Consider the following 17,578-nt stretch of genomic DNA (forward strand, 5'->3'; position numbering starts at 1 on the left):
ATGAGGCAATCAGTCGGGAAGAGGGGCGGCCGGTGCACGGTCCGGCCGCCCTAACATCACTTGGCGGCCGGCGGTGGGTTCGACGGCGTATACTGTGCGCTGGGATCGTTCTTCGTCAGGTCGCAACCTGCGTCACCGAGCCAATAGGGCTTGATGTCGTTCCAGACCTTCGGGAAGCTGATCGAGTGATCGTCGTTGACCTTGGCTAGGTAGATCGTGTGAGACATGTGCTGGCTCTTCGGGTCGAGGCAGACCTTGCCTTCCGGCGCGTCGTAGCAGACATCGCCCTCGGCAATTACCTTGCGCAGGTCATCCTTCTTGGTCGAACCCTTTGCCCGTTCGATCATCTGCTTGTAGAGATAGACGGCGAGATAGGAGTTTTCCGCTTCCTGGTTGATATAGGGTTCGTCCGGGAACTTCTTGTGCCATCTCTCGACGAAGGCCTTAGACTGCGGATTGTCGACTTCCTCGATCCAGTTGACGGTCGCATACATGTTGGCGAGGCTCGGCGGCTTGAAGCGCTTGTGCTCGTAGCCCTGGCCGACATTGACCGATGACGCCATCGGCTTGTTGACGTTGGCGGCTGCAGCCTGCTCGTAATAGGAGGCCTGTGCCGTGCCGACGAGCAGCGTCACGACGAAGTCCGGCTTGGCTGCCTGGATATTTTGAATGGTCTGCGAGAACTGTGAGACGCCGAGCGGGATGAATTCCTCGCCGACCATTTCGCCGCCATGTTCCTTGACGATGTTGCGAACCCATTCGGCGGAGATCTGGCCGAAATTATAGTCGGCTGCGATCGTGTAGACCTTCTTCCCGTAGGTCTCCATCATATAGGGCAGAAGTGTCGAGAACTGCTGTTCCGGGACTGCGCCCGTGACGATCATGTTGGCATCACAGACGCCGCCTTCATACTGGTTATTATAGAAAGCAAGGGCGTCGAACTGATTGACGATCGGCCGGTAGGCTTCTCGGGAGGCGGAGGAAAAACCGGCGAAAACCGCATCGACCTTGTCGCGCTGAAGCACGCGGCGCATAAATTCCTGATAGCGGGTATTGTCGGATTGGGTGTCGTAGATCACCAAGTCCAGCGGCCGTCCGGCAATGCCGCCGGCGGCGTTGATCTCTTCCGTTGCAAGCTGGATGCCGTGCACCTTGCCGATCGTGGCCGCGGCGAAATCGCCGGACTGATCCTCGAGCACGCCGAGTTTGATCGGCTCCTGAGCGCTTGCTGCGGAGCAAAGCAAAATCAGGCCGAGCGCCGTGATGGCGCCGTTAAGCGTCTTCTTCATCTCGTTCTCCATGGAGGTGGTTTTTGACTAGTCGCCGACTGCCTGCTTCTCGTCAGGTTCCCTGTCTTCGACGGTTCGCATCGTGCTTCGTTGAACGACGCCTTCACAATAGGCTTCCAGGCTCAGCCGCGCGCGCATCGCCTCCTTGCGGAGAAGCGCGAACGCTCCCTCATCGTCGAGGGAGTGGGACTTCATGACCATCGTCACCGCTTTGATGACGTGCCGGCGATATCTGCGGCGCTTTTCGAGCTCCTCGATCGACAGGCGCAGATCCGCCTTCTGCTCGAACGTATTGACGGCGAGATAGAGTGCGGAAAAGATCGCGCCGCTATGGACGGGTTTCGACAGGAACGCTGTGGCGCCGAATTGCATCAGGCTTCGCAGGCGGCTCGGTGCCTCGATGCCGACCAGTCCGACAATCGGGATCTGCGGCAGCTCGCTTTCGACACTTTGAACGGCTTCCGGGAATAGATTGAGGTCACCATCGAGAAACAGCACGTCGCGCTGTGAATTGGCTTTTTCGAGCACCGGCCGGAATTCACCGGGCATGATGCAAAGGGGTTCCAAAGCCATTCCGAGCCTTGTCACCATGGCTGAGATGGTCTCGATCGCTTTGGGATCATTGCTCAGCAGCAACGCCCGGCGCTGGCGAAAATTCTGGACGTAGCGGCTGGAGCTCATGACACGATCCTCAGGGATGGGCGGCGCGAGGCTGCCTCAAGCGTGGATGTGGAGTTGATCAGATATGGATCGGGCGCAACCGGGCGCCCGGCATCGTAGACGATGTCGAATTGCCCATCCGGCCGTGAACGTCCGATGCGTGGTGTTAGGTATGCGTGGAAAGTGCCGGGATCGATTGTGACTTCACCCTGCGGTGCTGCCAGACGCTGGCGGGCCGCGCAGAGCTTGACCTCCTGCATCGTGTCACTGCCTGCTTCGCGCAGCGACTGGGCAAGAAGGATCACCGCGGTATAGGCGGCTTCCGCTTCTGCAGACGGAACTTTCTCGTCGGTGAAGGCCGCATTGTAACGATTGACGAAGCGTTGGTTCTCGCGCGTTTCGATCGAGGCGAAATAGACGCTGGAACTTAGGTGGCCATCGACGGCATCGGGACCGATGCAACGTAATTCGGGCTCCGACAAGTTGCAGCTCGCAACAGGATAGCGCCCGACCTGGTCAATGCCACGTTCAACACAGGCCGCACGGAAGGCGCGGAAGAACGCGTAGGCCGATTCCCCGATCAGCGAATTGAACACGATGTCCGGATCGGTGGTGAATATAGACTGGATGATGCTTCCGAAGTCGGTCTCTCCGACCGCGAGATAGCGTTCACCGACCACGCTACCGCCCCGCAATGCCAGTTCTTCGCGCAGAACCCGGTTGCTTTCCCACGCCCAGATATAGTTGGAGCCGATGCAGAATGCCCGCCGGCCGATATGGCGGGTGAAATAGTCGACGAGTGGCAGCATGTGATGGTTCGGCGCGGCGCCCGTGTAAATGACGTTGGCCGAACTCTCGAAACCTTCGTAATGCGTCGGATACCAAAGCAGCGCGTCGCGTTTTTCGAAAAGCGGGATGACTTCCTTGCGACTGGACGAAGTATAGCAACCAATGATGTTTCTAACCCCATTGCCGATCATATCTTCGGCTGCCGGGGCATAGGCATTCAGGCTGCAGCCCGGATTGTGTTCGACCGCGCGGAGGCGAATGCCGAAACCGGGATCATCGTTGATCTGTTCGACGGCAAGCCTGGCGCCATTGAGCATAGACCTGCCGATAGCTCCGTAGGAACCGGTTGTCGAAAACAGCAATCCGACGGGATATTCCCTGGTCATCGTCCGGCAGCCACAAGGTTGGGCCATTCAGCTGTCGCTGATGGAGGCGCCGTTGCCAGAAAACAATATTGATTTTCAGTATTGACGCATTTTTGAGCATCATTGCTCTGCGCCACGAATTTAAGCTGCCGCTTTGCCCTTTCGATGTCAAGCGGTGGAATTCAACTTTTTTCAAAAGCTAGGCTGGCCTTGACGTGTGGCTTTCCAGAGCCGGATCCTATGTGCGTATAGGCGCGCCAAGAGCGGCCAGAGCTAGGGCAAAACGGAAAGGAAAAGCGAATGGATTTGGGCTTGAAGGGCTTGCGCGCGGTCGTGACAGGCGGCACCCGCGGCATCGGTTTGAAAATTGCCGAGACACTCGCCGCTGAAGGAGCAAGTGTCGCAGTGTGCAGTCGCAACGCTGACGACGCCAAAGCCGTCGCCGCGCGGCTTTCAGATCAAGGTGTTTCTACTCTTGGATGTGGTGTTGATGTCGCCGACAAAGAGGCCATCAAGACATGGATCGACCAGGCCGCGTCACAGTTTGGTGGGGTTGATATCGTCGTCGCTAATGTCAGTGCTCTGTCGATCGGCAACGACGAAGACAGCTGGAAGCAAGGCTTTAATGTCGACATGATGGGAACCGTCCGGCTGGTCAACGCCGCTGTGCCATACCTGGAAAAAAGTAAGGCGGGATCGATAGTTACCATCGCATCCGTCTCCGGCCGGGAAATCGACTTCGCCGCAGGTCCCTACGGTGCGTTCAAGGCTGCGCTCACGCATTATACCCAGGGCCTTGCCTATGCCTTGGCACCCAAAGCTATTCGTGCAAATACCGTTTCTCCTGGGAATACTTATTTCGCTGGGGGGGTCTGGGAGAATATCGAAAAAAACAATCCAGAATTGTTTGAGGCTTCCCTTGCATTAAACCCAACCGGTCGTATGGCGTCGCCGCAGGAGATCGCCAACGCGGTCGCATTTTTGGCAAGTCCGGCAGCAAGTTTCATCTACGGAACAAATCTCGTCGTCGACGGCGCACTGACCCGCGGCGTCCAACTTTAAGCCTTGAATCTCGGCGTCAGGCCATATTCGGGTATGAGAACGGACTACAATGTTGGGCGCCGCGTCGCGAGGGACCCGACAGCGAGCCGTTCAATCGAAAAACAGGGCTGTCGGCGGTTCGGTCAGGACGAAGCCTTGGCCAGACCATGCAAGCGGAATTGGCGCCAATGGACGGTGTTGCCTTGGATGACAGTGATCTAGGCGTAAAAGCTGCACTTACAGTACGGGTGACGAAGGTTACTCAGGTTCCTGACATGGTGCTGAGCCGTGATCTGATGGCGCATCACCAGGCTGCGTCCTTGGATGAGGCGCGCGTAATATTGCGTTTCGTAGCTGTTCAGCACACTAAGCCGGTCACCTGAAGGTCCATTTCTAATCAGTAGTAGACACGGGCTATTGTGCCATGCGCCACAACAGGCGCTTCTCAAACATTGAGATCATTCGGGTGAGCGAAAACGCGATGACAAAATAGATCAGTGCCGCGACCGTCAGTATCTCGACTGGGCGCCCTGTAGTGTCTGCTATGTTTTGGCTCTGATACATGAGATCCCCGATCCCCATTGCCGAAACAAGTGCGCTCTCCTTGAAAACCGTGACCACGTTCGACAGAAGGGTCGGAATGGCTCGCAAGATGGCCTGCGGCAGGACGACGTAAAGTATGGAAGGCATAGTCCGCATGCCAAGGGCGATGCAGGCGTCATGCTGCTCCTGGCCGATCGTCCTCAGTGCTGCTCGAAAGCTCTCGCAGGAGATCGCGCCCATGTAGAGCGTCAGCGAGAGCACCGTGCAAAGCGACGAGTCCAGATCGACACCGAGAAGTGCCGGCAGACAGAAGAAGAACCAGAAGAGTTGGACGAGAACCGGCGTGCCACGAAAGATTTCGACGTAAGTCGTCGCGATGAAAGCGGGGACACGGCCACCATATTGCCGAAGCAGGCTTGCCACGAAGCCGAGTGCAAGACCGAAGACGAGGCTGAGGACGGTATAGAACAAGGTTGCGCCAAGCCCTTGCAGCAAGGCTTCGCGAAAGTTCCAGACGTAAGCGAACGAAAAATTGTAACCCATCCTACCCTCGCGCCGCGCCGAAGCGAATTCGTTTTTCCAGATAGCCGACCAGTCGCGCCGTCGGCAGCGATATGCAGAAATAAATCAGCGCGACGGCAGTGAATGTTTCGATCGGCCTGTAGTTCTGCGAGGCCAGCGTCTTGCCCTGATACATAAGGTCCGCGATGCCGACGACTGCAACGAGAGCGGTCTGCTGCAGCAGACCGATCGTATTGGTCACCAGAACCGGAATTGCGGCAATCACGGCCTGCGGCAGGATCACATAGACTGTACGTTGGAAGGATGAAAGCCCGATCGCGGTACAGGCATCCATGTGGGCGCTTGGGATCGCCTGGATCGCGGCGCGGTAGGCCTCAGCATTGAACGCCGTGATATTCAGGCTAAGTGCCAGGATCGCCATCGGGACCGGATCAAAAGCAATGTTGAATAGTAATGGCACGCAATAGAAGATCCATATGAGCTGGATGAGTGCCGGCGTGCAGCGAAAGAGCTCGATGTAAAGGACGGCGACCCAACGAAGCGGCGGGAAACTGCTTGTCGCGAGTAGGCAAACGAGGAAGCCCGCAATGAGCCCAATTACTCCGGACACGACCGTGAGCCACAGAGACATCCATAGGCCTTGCAACAGGAATGGGAGGCTGTGGGCGACGATGCTGAAGTCAAAATGATATGTACCCATGGTCAGCTGATCGTCTCGATATGAAGGACGTTCTTCAGAAACGCCCGTGTCCGCTCATTCTTCGGATTGGAAAAAACTTGCTCCGGGGGGCCGTCCTCAATCACCACGCCGCCGGCCACAAAGATAAGCCGCGTTGCGATGCGCTTTGCAAACCACATGTCGTGGGTGACGATCATCATCGGCATCTTGTTGGCCGCAAGATCCATCATCAGGCCTTCAACCTCGGATACCAGTTCTGGGTCGAGGGCAGACGTCACTTCGTCAAACAGCATCATCTTGGGGTTGAGCAAAAGGGCGCGCGCAATGGCCACGCGCTGTTTCTGGCCGCCCGAAAGCTGGCTCGGGCTGTACTTCGCCTTGTCTTCTAGGCCGAGCCGTTTCAACAATTGTATGGCACGCTCTTTCGCGCTCGCCTTCGCCTCGCCGCGTGAGCGGACCGGTGCCAAGATGAGGTTCCCAAGCACGGAGAGATGCGGAAACAACGTGTAATGCTGGAATACCATGCCAACATCGGAGCGGACCGACTTATCGATGATCGCAGGCCCACTCGGCTTTTTGTTTGCCGTGACATAGGGCTGGCCGTTGAGAGAGATGACACCGCCACCGATCTGCTCAAGCCCCATCATGCAACGCAGAAGGGTGCTCTTTCCGCTTCCCGAGGGGCCGATAACGACGATCCGCTCGTCATCGCCCATCGTGAAGGAAAGCCCGTTGAAGATCTTTACGGTGTTGTTGCCGTAGCTCTTCGTCAAGCCGTCGACATTTACGAATGGCACTGTCATGCAAAACTCCTGAGGAGAAAGGCCGTGCCCGCTCGGGCACGGCCGCGTCTGATTACTTCTTGGCGCCAGCGACGGTCACTTCGCTGTAATGCTTCATCGCGGCATCGATTTCGCCCATACCGCGCTTGCCTTCGATGAAGATATTGAAGACCTGCATGTCGTGGTAGGAGGTGTTCGCCGGCAGGCCGAAGCCTACGCCCAGACGGCTCAGAGCCGGTTCCGGATTGAGAAGAGCGATCTGGTCGGGGTGTGCAGCCTGCAGCAGAAGGTTCATTTCGGTCGCCTTCGCGGCAACGTCGATACGGCCCGAGAGAACAGCGAGATCGACCGCGTCGGAGGTCGGCAGACGAACTATCTGGGCATTCTTAATGCGCTGGGTCAGCGCGCGATCATTGGCGCTGCCGGAGATCACACCGATGCGTACGCCGGCAACATCGATCGTTGACAAGTCAGCGGGTGGGTTGACGATCTTTTTGCTGGTCTTGAGGTAGGTCAATGTCGTTTCATTGGCGCTGACTGTGTCGCTGAAGCTGATGGCAAGTGCGCGGGGGGCGGTTCGGTCAAGCGCCGGCACCATGTCCCACTTGCCCGCCTGCAAACCAGCCACAACGTTGTCCCAAGTGGTATCGACGAACTGCACCTTGACGCCGAGGACATCCGCGAACTGCTTGCAGAGATCGAGATGAGCGCCCTCGTATTCGCCGGTGGCGACGTCCTTCATTTCGAACGGAGGGGCCGATGCAAAGGCGCAGCGCAGCACGCCGCGTGCCTTGACGTCATCCCAGAGGCCCTCTGCCTTGGCGGACGGTGCGAAATTCAGCGCAAACGCCGTCAGAGCGACGGCAGCGACGGCAGCACGCTTGAAGCCGCCGAGCCGAACCTGGCCGTTGCTTCCGGAATGAGTGAGAGTTTCAAACATGACTGTTCCCTTCGGTAAGCGATCAATTCGGGTCTTTGCTCGCCCGACGCCGGCAAACGATATGGGAGAGGATCGGAATGGAAAAGGGCGCGACGGCGCCCAGCTATGCGCCAGAGGGATAGTCCTAACAGCCTCTTAAGGCGGCGTGATTAAATTGTAATCAGGAAGAAAATCCGCACAATAAAATATCAACAAATGAATTCAATGGCATGCTGCAGACGCTGATTGAAGGTCCTCCGCGAATGCACAGTTTTTGACGCGGGATTGATGCGGCCCGCACAATAATCATTTGCATGGCGGACAGTATTTGAGGGTGTTTTTGCCTCTCCGATGCGCAGCTTTCGGGTATCGCAACCTCGTGCCTGAGATCCATCCCGTCTATTCGCCCAATCGAGACGGCGATTAGTGCAGCATGCGAAACAATGAATTGCAGTCCTCTTTCTTAACAGCCTCCTATGTCCCCCGTACTATCCAGATGGCATTTGCTACCCGCTCTTGTTGACCTCACATGAAGCTGCCGGCCGATCCCTCAATCCTTAAGATGACCAAATGATCCTAAACAGTGCGCATTGGGGTGCTTTCAGACTTGCATCGAAAAACGGACGGATTGAACGCATCGTCCCATTCGAGGCGGACCCGGCACCTTCGGACCTCCTCGAGGGCATAGTCGAGGCTTTTGATCACCCAACCAGAATTCGTCGACCGGCCATTCGTAAGGGCTGGCTCGATCATGGGGTCGCAAGTGATACCACGAAGCGTGGCGCAGAGCCTTTTGTTGAGGTCGGTTGGGACGAGGCGCTCGATCTCGCCGCCAAGGCATTGCATGATGTCAAGTCGACAGCCGGAAACCAGGCGATCTTCGGCGGCTCCTACGGATGGTCGAGCGCCGGCCGCTTCCATCATGCCAAGACCCAGGTGAAGCGTTTTCTGAACTGCTTCGGCGGCTGCGTCGAACAGGTGAACAACTACTCCTTCGGCGCCGGCATGGTGCTTCTGCCGCATATCGTCGGCGACAACAAGTTCCTCTACGGGCCGACGACGCAATGGAGCGAGATCGCCAAGCACACGGAAATCATGCTGGCCTTCGGCGGCCTGCCCAACCGCAACACCCAGATTGAATCGGGCGGCTGCGGCGAGCATATCCAGAGACGCTGGGTCGATGTCCTCTCGGATGCCGGACGCAGGATCGTCAACATCAGCCCACTCCGCGACGATGTCAGCGGCAAGAGCGAATGGATGCCGATCCACCCCGGTAGCGATACGGCGCTCATTCTAGCCCTGTGCCACACGCTGCTGGTCGAAGACATCTGCGACCGAGCCTTCATGGCGTCGCATTGCGAGGGTTTCCCGCAATTTGAGGCCTATCTCCGCTCCGGTCGTGGCGGCGCGGCCTTCGATGCTCACTGGGCCGCAGGCATCTGTGGTGCCGATGCCGATGCCGTGCGGAGGCTGGCGCGCGACCTCGTGCGTTGTCGCAGCTTCATCGCGCTGAACTGGTCGATGCAGCGTTCCGACTTTGGCGAGCAACCCTTCTGGGCGGCGATCGCGCTTGCCTGCATGACCGGTCAGGTCGGCTTGCCGGGCGGCGGCGTCGGCTTCGGCTACGGCTCGATGAACGGCACCGGCAATTCCGTGCCGCGCTTCAAGACGCCGCTACTGCCCGCCGGCAAGAGCGCCATCAACCTGTCGATCCCGGTCGCCCGCATCTCCGACCTTCTACTCAAGCCGGGCGAAGAACTGGACTATAACGGCGAAAAGATCCTGCTTCCGGAAATCCAGCTCGTCTACTGGGCTGGCGGCAATCCCTATCATCATCATCAGGACCTGAACCGCCTGGTCCACGCATGGCAGAAACCGCGGACAGTCATCGTCCACGAGACGCACTGGACCGCGACCGCGCGGCGCGCGGATATCGTCTTCCCGGCCACGACGACCATCGAGCGCAACGATCTAGGCGCCTCGTCTTCGGATCGTTTTCTGATCGCGATGAAGAAGTGCATCGAGCCCTACGCCGAAGCGCGTGACGACTTCCGGATCTTTTCGGATCTCGCCAGCCGGCTTGGTTTCGGACAGGAATACACCGAAGGGCGCACCGAAATGGAGTGGCTCGAATATCTCTACGAGGACGCACGCGTCCAATCGGCGAGCCGCGGCATCGTCGTGCCCGATTTCTCCGCCTTCTGGCAAGGCGAATATCTGGAATTTCCGCCGAATGAAGAACCGTTCAACGCGCTCGCGGCCTACCGGGCCGACCCGGCTGCCAACAAGCTCGGCACACCCTCCGGCCGTATCGAGATCTTCAGCCAGCGCATCGCCGATTTCGGCTACAATGATTGCCCCGGCCATCCGGTCTGGCGTCCGGCACGGGAATGGCGTGGCGCGCCGCTGTCCGACCGCTATCCGCTGCATCTGATCACCAACCAGCCCGCGACCCGTCTGCATGGGCAAATGGATGCCGTCGGAATAAGCCGCAAGAGCAAGATCAGGCAGCGCGAGCCGATCCGCATCAACCCGGCGGAAGCCGAGCGTCGCGGTATGCGCGACGGCGATATCGTGCGCGTCTTCAACGATCGCGGCGCATGTCTCGCCGGCCTCATCGTCTCGGACGCCGTCATGGACGGCGTTGCCCAGATGGCGACCGGCGCCTGGTTCGATCCGGTTCATGCCGGCGAAATCGGCAGCATGGATGCGCATGGCAATCCGAATATTTTGACCCACGATATCGGCACGTCCGCCCTGTCCCAGGGGCCGTCGGCGCAAAGCTGCCTCGTGGAAATCGAGCCTTACAACGCGCCGCTTCCACCGATCACCGTTCACATGCCCCCGCCGATGGTAGCGAGAAACGCGGAATGATGGTCAACACGTCTTTTCCGGAGGCAGATGCATGCTGAATACCGACCGCCCCTTGCTGAGCGGCAGAGAACCGGAGATCGAGAACTCGATGTGGTCGGCGACTGCCGGCCCACATCCGCCGTCAACGCCTCTTGCCGCACAGGAGCGCTGTGACATCGCCATCATCGGCGGCGGCTTCAACGGCGTGACTGCCGGGCTGCGGTGCGGCGAAGCCGGCGCCAAGACGATTCTCATCGAGGCAAAAAGCATCGGCGCCGGCGCCACCGGCCGAAATGCCGGCATGGTCAATCCCGGCCAGTTCCTCGGACCCGATGAGATCAAGGCACATCTCGGCGCCGAATTCGGCCAGCGGTTCGTCAGGGAACTGGGTGGCGCGCCGGACATGGTGCGCGACATCATCAAGACATACGGTATTGAGTGTTACGCCGACTATCGCCCGATCATCCGCGCGGCCCACTCCGCCAAGACGAGGGCCATGCTGGAAGCGCAGACCTCCGCATGGCAAGCGCTCGGCGCCCCGGTGAACATGGTTTATGACAACGAGTTGCTCTCGATGACCGGTTCGAGCCGCTACGGCGCGGCGATGATGGACAATCGCGGTTTCACCATTCAGCCGCTCGCCTACATTAGAGCCCTTGCCAATGTCGCAGTATCCAAGGGGTTGCGGATCGCCGCAGGCACCCCTGTCCAGGCGCTGCAGCCGGAAGGCAACCACTGGCGCATACGGGTCGGGCACTCTTCGATCCTTGCCGACAAGGTCATCGTCTCGACCAACGCCTATACGGGCAACCTGATCCCTGAAATGCGTGACGAAATCATGCCGCTGGGTGCATTCGGCTTTGCCACTGATCCCCTGCCGTCGAAATGGCGCGCGAAGATTTTTCCGCAAGGTCATTCGCTCTACGACACACACAAAATACCATTGTTTTTCCGCTACGATCCGCAAGGTCGCCTGAAGGTCGGCTGCATTGGCTTTCTGCCACGCGAAATGCGCCGAGGTGACTGGGCCGCAAAGGCAATGCGATATCTCTTCCCGGACGGACCCGCATTCGAATGGCGTTACCGGTGGTCGGGCACGCTCGGCCAGTCGGTCGACCGCCTTCCACACCTCATCGAGCCACTGCCCGGTATCCTCGGTACGATCGGCTGCAATGGCCGCGGTATCGCGCCTAACACGTATTTCGGCACCATGCTGGCGAAGCTTGCCCTCGGCGAGGCGATCGACACGCCGCTGCCGATCCGCAAGCCGAAAAGCTATCCGCGCCGACGCCTGGCGATGGAAAGCTACGATGCCGCGATCCGCTTCTACCGCAATACCGCGTTGTTTTCCTGAGTATTACGAGAAACATCAAAAAGGAGATGCCCATGTTTTCGCTCGAAGGTAAGGTCTGTGTCGTCACCGGCGCCGGCAAGGGTCTTGGCCGTTGCATCGCAACCACCTATGCCGAACAAGGCGCAACGATCGTCGCAGCCGCTCGAGGTCTGGCGGACCTCGAAAGCCTCAAGAGCGAAATCGAAGCCAAGGGTGGCCGCATCATCATCCAGAAGACCGATGTCACCTCGAAGGCCGACATGGAGCGCCTCGGCGCTGCCGCCGTCGAAGCCTTCGGCACCGTCGACGTCTGGGTCAACAACGCCGGCGGCTTCATCGATGGCGCCATGTGCGACTGGATCGATGTCGAGGACGGCGCGCTGGACGCCATGCTGCGCCTCAATCTCGTATCCTTCATCTACGGCTCGCAGGTCGCCGGCAAGATCATGAAGCAGTCCGGCAAGGGCGGCTCCATCATCCTGATGAGTTCGCTCGACGCCTTCAACCCGGCCCCCGGCGGCGAGGGCTGCTATGGCGCCTGCAAGGTGGCGCTCAACCACATCACCGAGACCATGGCGATCGAACTCGGCCAATACGGAATTCGGGTCAATGCGATAGCGCCGGGCGTCGTCGACACGCCGCTGACCGCTCCCTTCCTGACAACCGAGGAAATCCGCGCCGATCGCGCCTCTTTCTATCCGCTGGGACGTATCGGCCAGCCGGAAGACGTTGCCGCTGCCGCCGTCTTCTTCGCCTCGAACGAGGCTGCCTATACATCGGGCGCGAAACTTCTTGTCTCCGGTGGCGCGGTCTTCAACAGCGACCCCTATCGCTACATGATCAAGGTCGGCCAGGAAAAAGCAGCGGCGAAGAAGGCCTGAGGAGAAACATTCGATATGGCGATCTACCGGGTACGCCCGCACGCCCAGAGCTATGGGCACGACGTCGGCATCATCATGATGTACTGCTCCAATCCCTTTCCTCCGGGGGATGTGGGCAATGCCTGGAGCTACGACTATCCCGTGCTGTATCACACGGTGCGGGACGTCACTATCGAAGCGCTGATCAACAAAGCGGACGCGTCCTCCGGCCTCTCGGTAATCGCCGCGGCCAAGGCCCTCGAGGCGGAGGGCGTCAAGGCGATCACCAGCGATTGCGGCTACATGCTCGAGTATCAGGACGAGGTCGCCGGCCAAGTCGGGGTTCCCGTCATGATGTCGAGCCTGCTGCAACTGCCGTTCATCGCCTCGCTGATTGGCCCGGACATGGAAATCGGCGTGGTCTGTGCCAACAAGCCAAGGCTGACAACGAACCTGCTGGCCCGCGCATACCCGCATCCGACCCGCACAGTACGGATTGCCGGGATGCAGGACCAGCCCGGCTTCCGGCACGCGATCCTCGACGAAAAAGGCTCGCTTGATACCGAGCAAGTCGCCCGCGAGACGGTGGCCGTGGCAACGGATCTCGTGCGCGAGTTCCCCAAGATCGGGGCCCTGCTGCTGGAATGCTCGAACCTGCCGCTCTATTCGCAGGCCGTCCAGCAGGCGGTGAACCTGCCGGTCTTCGATTTCCTGACAATGATCGATTTCGTCCGGTCCGCCTGCGTCCGCAAGAGCTACGACGGCGGCTACTGAGCCGCTCTCTCGATCTTCAGACGCCGCTCAGCATCCAGGGCGGCGTCTTGAAATGCTCGAACATGAAGTCGGCGAAGGATCGTACCTTCGTCGACATGAAGCGCGTGCTGGAATAGCAGATATAGACGTTGGATTCCGGCGTGCTTTGCCAGTCGGGCAAAATGGGTACGAGGTCGCCGGCCGCGATTTGCCTATGGCATATGTATCCGGCAACCAGTCCGATGCCGAGACCGCTCTGGACCACCTCGCTGACTGCTTCGGAGTTGTCACAGCGAAAGCTTCCCGTGATGTTGACCGCTTCGTTCCTCGCCCCCTTGCGGAAGCGCCAGATATTGCCCGCCGACTTGTAAAGGCTGTAACGAACGCACTGATGATGGGCCAGTTCAGCGGGCGACGTCGGTACACCGTATTTTTCGATGTAGGATGGGGATGCAACCAGAAGTCGATTGTTTGTCGCGATCTTCCTGGCGACAATCGAAGAATCCGGCAGGTTTCCGATGCGCACCGACACATCAAAATCCTCATTGATCATGTCGACGAAACGATCGGAATACTCCGCATCGACTGAGATCTTACGGTGCTTCTGCAGGAAGGCCACCATGGCCGACGACATATGCAAATGCCCGAAGGCGACCGGTAGGCTGACGCGCAGCGTGCCTTGTGGCTCCCTATTCATAGAGGCAACCAGCGCGTCAGCCTGGGTCAAATCGTCCAACACGCCGCGGCAATGTCCATGATAGATGCGACCGGCTTCAGTCAGCGCTACAGTACGGGTTGTACGATTGAAAAGACGCGTCCCCAGAGATTCCTCAAGCTTGAGCACTTTCCGGCTCACAGTCGAGGGCGTCTGGTTCAAGACACTCGCTGCTTCGGCAAAACTGAGCTTTTCGGCAACCGTAACAAAAGCGACGATCAGGCCGAGTCGATCGGGGTTGAAAGTGGTGCTGGGTTTGAACCCTTGACCGTCTGTATCGGGGATTGGAGGGCGCTCATTCGTTTGGACTGCCATTTCGATAAGCCTTGTTCTGGGTCCGCTGTCCTCCACAGCGGATAACAACCCTGGATTTCATTGATCGTATCGTATGTTTATAGTGCTGATAATTGCAACGACCGCAACAGTGAATTGCCAATGATTGATCTTCAGGCACCGAAAACAGTCGCCTAAAGTTGAGGCAGTGATTTTCTTCCACTCCCTCGGATCGGCGCTCCGCATCGATCAGGGACAATTTGGCGCTCGAGGACATGACGCAAGCAAGCAGCACGGACCACGAAAATTTCGACCTCGTCGTCGTCGGGTCGGGCGCAGCTGGAATGACCGCAGCCCTCACGGCTGCCACCGGCGGCCTTAAGGTTTTGGTGATCGAGAAGAGCAGGTGGGTCGGTGGCACCAGCGCAATGTCGGGAGCTGGCACATGGATTCCTGCTAACCATCATGCCCGGGCAGAGGGGCTCGATGACAGTCCAGAAGAGGCTTACTCCTATCTTCGCGGCGCGCTGCCGGAAGCATGGCGCAATTCCGACGACAGCCTTTGGAGGGCGATGGCCTACGCTGCCGGGCCGATGCTGGAACTCGTCGAGGCCAACAGCCCGTTGCGCTTCGCGCTCACAGGCGAGCCGGACCCGATGATCGACATACCCGGCGCGAAGGTGCGTGGCCGAATGCTGTCGCCTAAGGTGCTGAGCCGCAATCTCCTCGGGCCGATGAAGCGCAAGCTAAGGCGCTCCACACTGCCGCATATGATGACTTACCAAGAGATGATGGATCCAGCGCCCTATATCCATCCGATCAGAACCGCCCGCAAGCTTGGCGTTGAGCTGTTGCGCCGCATTTTCACTGATAGCTGCGGTCAGGGCAACGCCCTGATGACAGGCCTGATCCGCGGGTGCCTGGACAAGGGCGTCGTGATCCGCCTCGATGCGCCGGCGCAGGACCTATTGCAGAACGAGCCGAGCGGATCGGTAATTGGTGTCAAATATCGTTATGAAGGCAAGGTCAGAACGGCGGTCGCTTCGCTCGGTGTGCTATTGTCGACGGGCGGCTTCGAGTGGAACAAGCAAATGTTCCAGGAGCATTTCCCCGGCCCGACCGATTGGCTGACCAGTCCCGATACCAATTCCGGCGATGGCCACCGCATGGCGCTGCGCGCCGGTGCTCTTCTGGACCGGATGGACCAGGCAAACGTCCATCCCGCGCTGCCGACACGTTATGAAGGCCGCATGCACGGACTGCCGGTGGCTTTCCACAGCGCTCCGCATGCCCTTATCGTCGACCAGACCGGCAAACGCTTCATCAGCGAGTATGACTACAATTTGGGCGACGCACTGAATAAGCAGACGGCAGACGGTGAGATGCAGCATCTTCCTGCTTGGCTGATTGCCGACCGCCGCTTCCTCAGCCGGTCTATGCCGTTCCTCTGGTACGCGCTACGTGGCAAGGGTTGGATGCGTTTCGCTCCCACCATCACCAAGGCGGCCGAAATCGCCGGTCTCGACAAGAAGACGCTAGAAGCGACGATTAGCCGCTTCAACGGCTTCTGCGAATCCGGCCGCGATCTCGATTTCAAAAGGGGCGAGAACCCTTGGGAGCGTTTCCGGAGTGGCTGGAAATCCGGTGACCGCAATCCAACCCTTGGGCCCGTCACCAAAGCCCCGTTCGTCGTAATTCCAATGAACCGCTCCATCTTGGGCACCAAGGGTGGCCCACGGACAAACGAGCACGGCCAAGTCCTGCGTCCGGACTACACTGTGATTGCGGGCCTCTACTGCGCCGGCAACGCCATGGCAAATCCTATCGGAACACGATCGGTTGCGGCCGGTACGACGATCGGCCCGCATATGACCTGGGGCTACATCTGCGCCCGCGACATGGTCGCCCGTCGTACCGCTGAAGCCTGATACATTCTAATCTTATTACATACAGGATCCATCAATGAGTAGCATGACGTCCGATAAGTCGGCCAATCGCGTAAGCCTGGGTTTTTTCCCGACCCCGCTGGAGCCCTTGCCTCGGCTTTCGGCCATGCTCGGTGGCCCCGAAATCTGGGTCAAGCGCGATGACTGCACCGGCCTCGGTGGCGGAGGCAACAAGACCCGCAAGCTCGAATACCTGATCGCTGACGCGCTTTCGCAAGGGGCCGACATCGTTCTCACAGCTGGCGCGCTGCAATCCAATCATGCCCGGCAGACAGCGGCGGCGGCGGCAAAGAGCGGTCTGGATTGCGCCTTGATCCTCGCCGCGGCCGTGCCGTCGCGAAGCCCTGCCTACGCCACTAGCGGCAACATGCTTCTCGATCGCATCTTCGGTGCGTCAATGCATCTGTTTGCGGCCGGAACCGATCTTGTGACAGAGATGCTGGCGGTTGCAGACGATCTCACCCGACAGGGACGCCGCCCTTACATCGTCCCCGTCGGCGGTTCGAACGCCGTTGGCGCGCTCGGCTATTGCGAGGCGATGCGCGAACTGAAAACGCAGTGCGCATCGCTGTCGGTCTCCTTTGATCGCATCGTACTCGGTACAGGCAGCGCCGGCACTCAGGCCGGCATGGTCGCCGGCGCCAAGCTGCACGACGTCGCTGCTGACATCCTTGGTATCAGCGTATCCGGAAACGAGGCCGAGGTAACAGAAAAAGTCGCACTGCTCGCCACCGAGACGCTTGCGCTTGCCGGTGACGATAGCAAGCTGGTCCCCCAGGCGGTGGTCGACGACCGTTTTGTGGGAGCCGGCTACGGCCAACCGACCGAGGCTGTTGTCGAGGCTCTGACAATGTGCGCACGCCTCGAAGGGCTTTTGCTCGATCCGGTCTATACCGGTAAGGCGATGGCCGGGCTTATCGACCACATTCGCCGGGGAAGTCTGTCTAGCGCAAACCGGGTGCTATTTTGGCATACCGGCGGTGCACAGGGCCTGTTTGCCTATCCAGAACTCTTCGCCATCGATGCTGCGAGAAAATAGAAAATCATGGGGTCGTCGCAGATTTTTTTGATCAGCGGCCTGTCGAGCACCTGCAAAGGAATGGCCGCCCGCCGACTAGAAAGATCAAAAGGGCAAGCCAGCGGCTCTATGCAGGGATCGTAGTCGAGTAGCTATGCCATTCAGCTTCGCCCTCACAGATCCGGTAATTCCCCCGTTCTTAACGAAGCTCCGTCAGTGGGTTCACGCGGCCATTTTC

16 protein-coding genes are annotated in these 17,578 nt (G+C 59.1%); 8 read left to right on the forward strand and 8 right to left on the reverse strand.

From position 1 onward, the window contains the following. Window positions 1-56: 56 nt before the first annotated feature. From NCHU2750_RS06090 to NCHU2750_RS06100, 3 genes are read right to left on the reverse strand one after another with little or no spacing between them, the layout of a single operon-like run. A complete protein-coding gene (locus NCHU2750_RS06090) occupies window positions 57-1,289 on the reverse strand; it encodes an urea ABC transporter substrate-binding protein (RefSeq protein ID WP_502703826.1) in 1,233 nt (410 codons plus the stop codon). A gap of 27 nt (window positions 1,290-1,316) precedes the next feature. Beyond that, window positions 1,317-1,970 (reverse strand): ANTAR domain-containing response regulator, encoded by a 654-nt coding sequence (locus NCHU2750_RS06095; RefSeq protein WP_119939637.1) that lies wholly within the window; start codon window positions 1,968-1,970, stop codon window positions 1,317-1,319. Further along, complete coding sequence (locus NCHU2750_RS06100; protein WP_119939638.1) at window positions 1,967-3,124, reverse strand: transporter substrate-binding domain-containing protein; 1,158 nt, start codon at window positions 3,122-3,124, stop codon at window positions 1,967-1,969. Before NCHU2750_RS06100 ends, NCHU2750_RS06095 begins: the two co-directional genes overlap by 4 nt. 279 nt (window positions 3,125-3,403) lie before the next feature. Here NCHU2750_RS06100 and NCHU2750_RS06105 point away from each other — a divergent pair, with 279 nt between their 5' ends. Continuing rightward, entirely contained in the window at window positions 3,404-4,165 is a 762-nt protein-coding gene (locus NCHU2750_RS06105) for an SDR family NAD(P)-dependent oxidoreductase (RefSeq protein ID WP_119939639.1), read from the forward strand. A gap of 167 nt (window positions 4,166-4,332) precedes the next feature. Continuing rightward, window positions 4,333-4,527 carry a hypothetical protein gene (locus NCHU2750_RS06110; protein ID WP_119939640.1) on the forward strand — a complete coding sequence of 65 codons (195 nt, stop codon included), beginning with the start codon at window positions 4,333-4,335 and terminating at the stop codon, window positions 4,525-4,527. 31 nt (window positions 4,528-4,558) lie between these two features. Here NCHU2750_RS06110 and NCHU2750_RS06115 read toward each other — a convergent pair whose 3' ends face one another. From NCHU2750_RS06115 to NCHU2750_RS06130, 4 genes are read right to left on the reverse strand one after another with little or no spacing between them, the layout of a single operon-like run. Further along, window positions 4,559-5,230 carry an amino acid ABC transporter permease gene (locus NCHU2750_RS06115; protein WP_119939641.1) on the reverse strand — a complete coding sequence of 224 codons (672 nt, stop codon included), beginning with the start codon at window positions 5,228-5,230 and terminating at the stop codon, window positions 4,559-4,561. A 1-nt stretch (window position 5,231) separates the two neighbouring features. Beyond that, window positions 5,232-5,909 carry an amino acid ABC transporter permease gene (locus NCHU2750_RS06120; protein ID WP_119939642.1) on the reverse strand — a complete coding sequence of 226 codons (678 nt, stop codon included), beginning with the start codon at window positions 5,907-5,909 and terminating at the stop codon, window positions 5,232-5,234. A 2-nt stretch (window positions 5,910-5,911) separates the two neighbouring features. Beyond that, entirely contained in the window at window positions 5,912-6,691 is a 780-nt protein-coding gene (locus NCHU2750_RS06125; protein ID WP_119939643.1) for an amino acid ABC transporter ATP-binding protein, read from the reverse strand. Window positions 6,692-6,743: 52 nt separating this feature from the next. Next, window positions 6,744-7,610 carry a transporter substrate-binding domain-containing protein gene (locus NCHU2750_RS06130; RefSeq protein WP_119939644.1) on the reverse strand — a complete coding sequence of 289 codons (867 nt, stop codon included), beginning with the start codon at window positions 7,608-7,610 and terminating at the stop codon, window positions 6,744-6,746. Window positions 7,611-8,159: 549 nt separating this feature from the next. Here NCHU2750_RS06130 and NCHU2750_RS06135 point away from each other — a divergent pair. The 4 genes from NCHU2750_RS06135 to NCHU2750_RS06150 are packed head-to-tail and all read left to right on the forward strand — an operon-like array spanning window position 8,160 to window position 13,409. After that, the gene (locus NCHU2750_RS06135; RefSeq protein ID WP_119939645.1) at window positions 8,160-10,463 is read left to right on the forward strand and encodes a molybdopterin-dependent oxidoreductase; all 2,304 of its coding nucleotides are present in this window, start codon (window positions 8,160-8,162) and stop codon (window positions 10,461-10,463) included. A gap of 31 nt (window positions 10,464-10,494) precedes the next feature. Next, window positions 10,495-11,796 carry an NAD(P)/FAD-dependent oxidoreductase gene (locus NCHU2750_RS06140; RefSeq protein WP_119939646.1) on the forward strand — a complete coding sequence of 434 codons (1,302 nt, stop codon included), beginning with the start codon at window positions 10,495-10,497 and terminating at the stop codon, window positions 11,794-11,796. A 32-nt stretch (window positions 11,797-11,828) separates the two neighbouring features. After that, window positions 11,829-12,656 carry an SDR family NAD(P)-dependent oxidoreductase gene (locus NCHU2750_RS06145; RefSeq protein ID WP_162939512.1) on the forward strand — a complete coding sequence of 276 codons (828 nt, stop codon included), beginning with the start codon at window positions 11,829-11,831 and terminating at the stop codon, window positions 12,654-12,656. Window positions 12,657-12,671: 15 nt separating this feature from the next. Beyond that, window positions 12,672-13,409: an aspartate/glutamate racemase family protein gene (locus tag NCHU2750_RS06150; protein ID WP_119939648.1), complete on the forward strand. Its 738-nt coding sequence runs from the start codon at window positions 12,672-12,674 to the stop codon at window positions 13,407-13,409. 16 nt (window positions 13,410-13,425) lie between these two features. On the opposite strand, the gene NCHU2750_RS06155 is transcribed toward NCHU2750_RS06150, so the two are convergent. Continuing rightward, entirely contained in the window at window positions 13,426-14,418 is a 993-nt protein-coding gene (locus tag NCHU2750_RS06155; protein WP_119939649.1) for a LysR family transcriptional regulator, read from the reverse strand. 233 nt (window positions 14,419-14,651) lie between these two features. Here NCHU2750_RS06155 and NCHU2750_RS06160 point away from each other — a divergent pair, with 233 nt between their 5' ends. Both NCHU2750_RS06160 and NCHU2750_RS06165 read left to right on the forward strand, forming a co-directional pair. Beyond that, complete coding sequence (locus NCHU2750_RS06160; protein WP_119943025.1) at window positions 14,652-16,304, forward strand: FAD-dependent oxidoreductase; 1,653 nt, start codon at window positions 14,652-14,654, stop codon at window positions 16,302-16,304. A 34-nt stretch (window positions 16,305-16,338) separates the two neighbouring features. Next, window positions 16,339-17,361, forward strand: coding sequence for a D-cysteine desulfhydrase family protein (locus NCHU2750_RS06165; protein WP_245480349.1), 1,023 nt, complete (start codon window positions 16,339-16,341; stop codon window positions 17,359-17,361). Window positions 17,362-17,578 lie beyond the last annotated feature (217 nt).

Source organism: Neorhizobium sp. NCHU2750 (assembly GCF_003597675.1).
GTDB lineage: Bacteria > Pseudomonadota > Alphaproteobacteria > Rhizobiales > Rhizobiaceae > Neorhizobium.

Bases quoted from the DNA above. Each gene is read 5' to 3' on its own strand.
- NCHU2750_RS06090 (WP_502703826.1), bottom strand. From the start codon at position 1,289: ATGAAGAAGACGCTTAACGGCGCCATCACGGCGCTCGGCCTGATTTTG.
- NCHU2750_RS06095 (WP_119939637.1), bottom strand. From the start codon at position 1,970: ATGAGCTCCAGCCGCTACGTCCAGAATTTTCGCCAGCGCCGGGCGTTG.
- NCHU2750_RS06100 (WP_119939638.1), bottom strand. From the start codon at position 3,124: ATGACCAGGGAATATCCCGTCGGATTGCTGTTTTCGACAACCGGTTCC.
- NCHU2750_RS06105 (WP_119939639.1), top strand. From the start codon at position 3,404: ATGGATTTGGGCTTGAAGGGCTTGCGCGCGGTCGTGACAGGCGGCACC.
- NCHU2750_RS06110 (WP_119939640.1), top strand. From the start codon at position 4,333: ATGGACGGTGTTGCCTTGGATGACAGTGATCTAGGCGTAAAAGCTGCA.
- NCHU2750_RS06115 (WP_119939641.1), bottom strand. From the start codon at position 5,230: ATGGGTTACAATTTTTCGTTCGCTTACGTCTGGAACTTTCGCGAAGCC.
- NCHU2750_RS06120 (WP_119939642.1), bottom strand. From the start codon at position 5,909: ATGGGTACATATCATTTTGACTTCAGCATCGTCGCCCACAGCCTCCCA.
- NCHU2750_RS06125 (WP_119939643.1), bottom strand. From the start codon at position 6,691: ATGACAGTGCCATTCGTAAATGTCGACGGCTTGACGAAGAGCTACGGC.
- NCHU2750_RS06130 (WP_119939644.1), bottom strand. From the start codon at position 7,610: ATGTTTGAAACTCTCACTCATTCCGGAAGCAACGGCCAGGTTCGGCTC.
- NCHU2750_RS06135 (WP_119939645.1), top strand. From the start codon at position 8,160: ATGATCCTAAACAGTGCGCATTGGGGTGCTTTCAGACTTGCATCGAAA.
- NCHU2750_RS06140 (WP_119939646.1), top strand. From the start codon at position 10,495: ATGCTGAATACCGACCGCCCCTTGCTGAGCGGCAGAGAACCGGAGATC.
- NCHU2750_RS06145 (WP_162939512.1), top strand. From the start codon at position 11,829: ATGTTTTCGCTCGAAGGTAAGGTCTGTGTCGTCACCGGCGCCGGCAAG.
- NCHU2750_RS06150 (WP_119939648.1), top strand. From the start codon at position 12,672: ATGGCGATCTACCGGGTACGCCCGCACGCCCAGAGCTATGGGCACGAC.
- NCHU2750_RS06155 (WP_119939649.1), bottom strand. From the start codon at position 14,418: ATGGCAGTCCAAACGAATGAGCGCCCTCCAATCCCCGATACAGACGGT.
- NCHU2750_RS06160 (WP_119943025.1), top strand. From the start codon at position 14,652: ATGACGCAAGCAAGCAGCACGGACCACGAAAATTTCGACCTCGTCGTC.
- NCHU2750_RS06165 (WP_245480349.1), top strand. From the start codon at position 16,339: ATGAGTAGCATGACGTCCGATAAGTCGGCCAATCGCGTAAGCCTGGGT.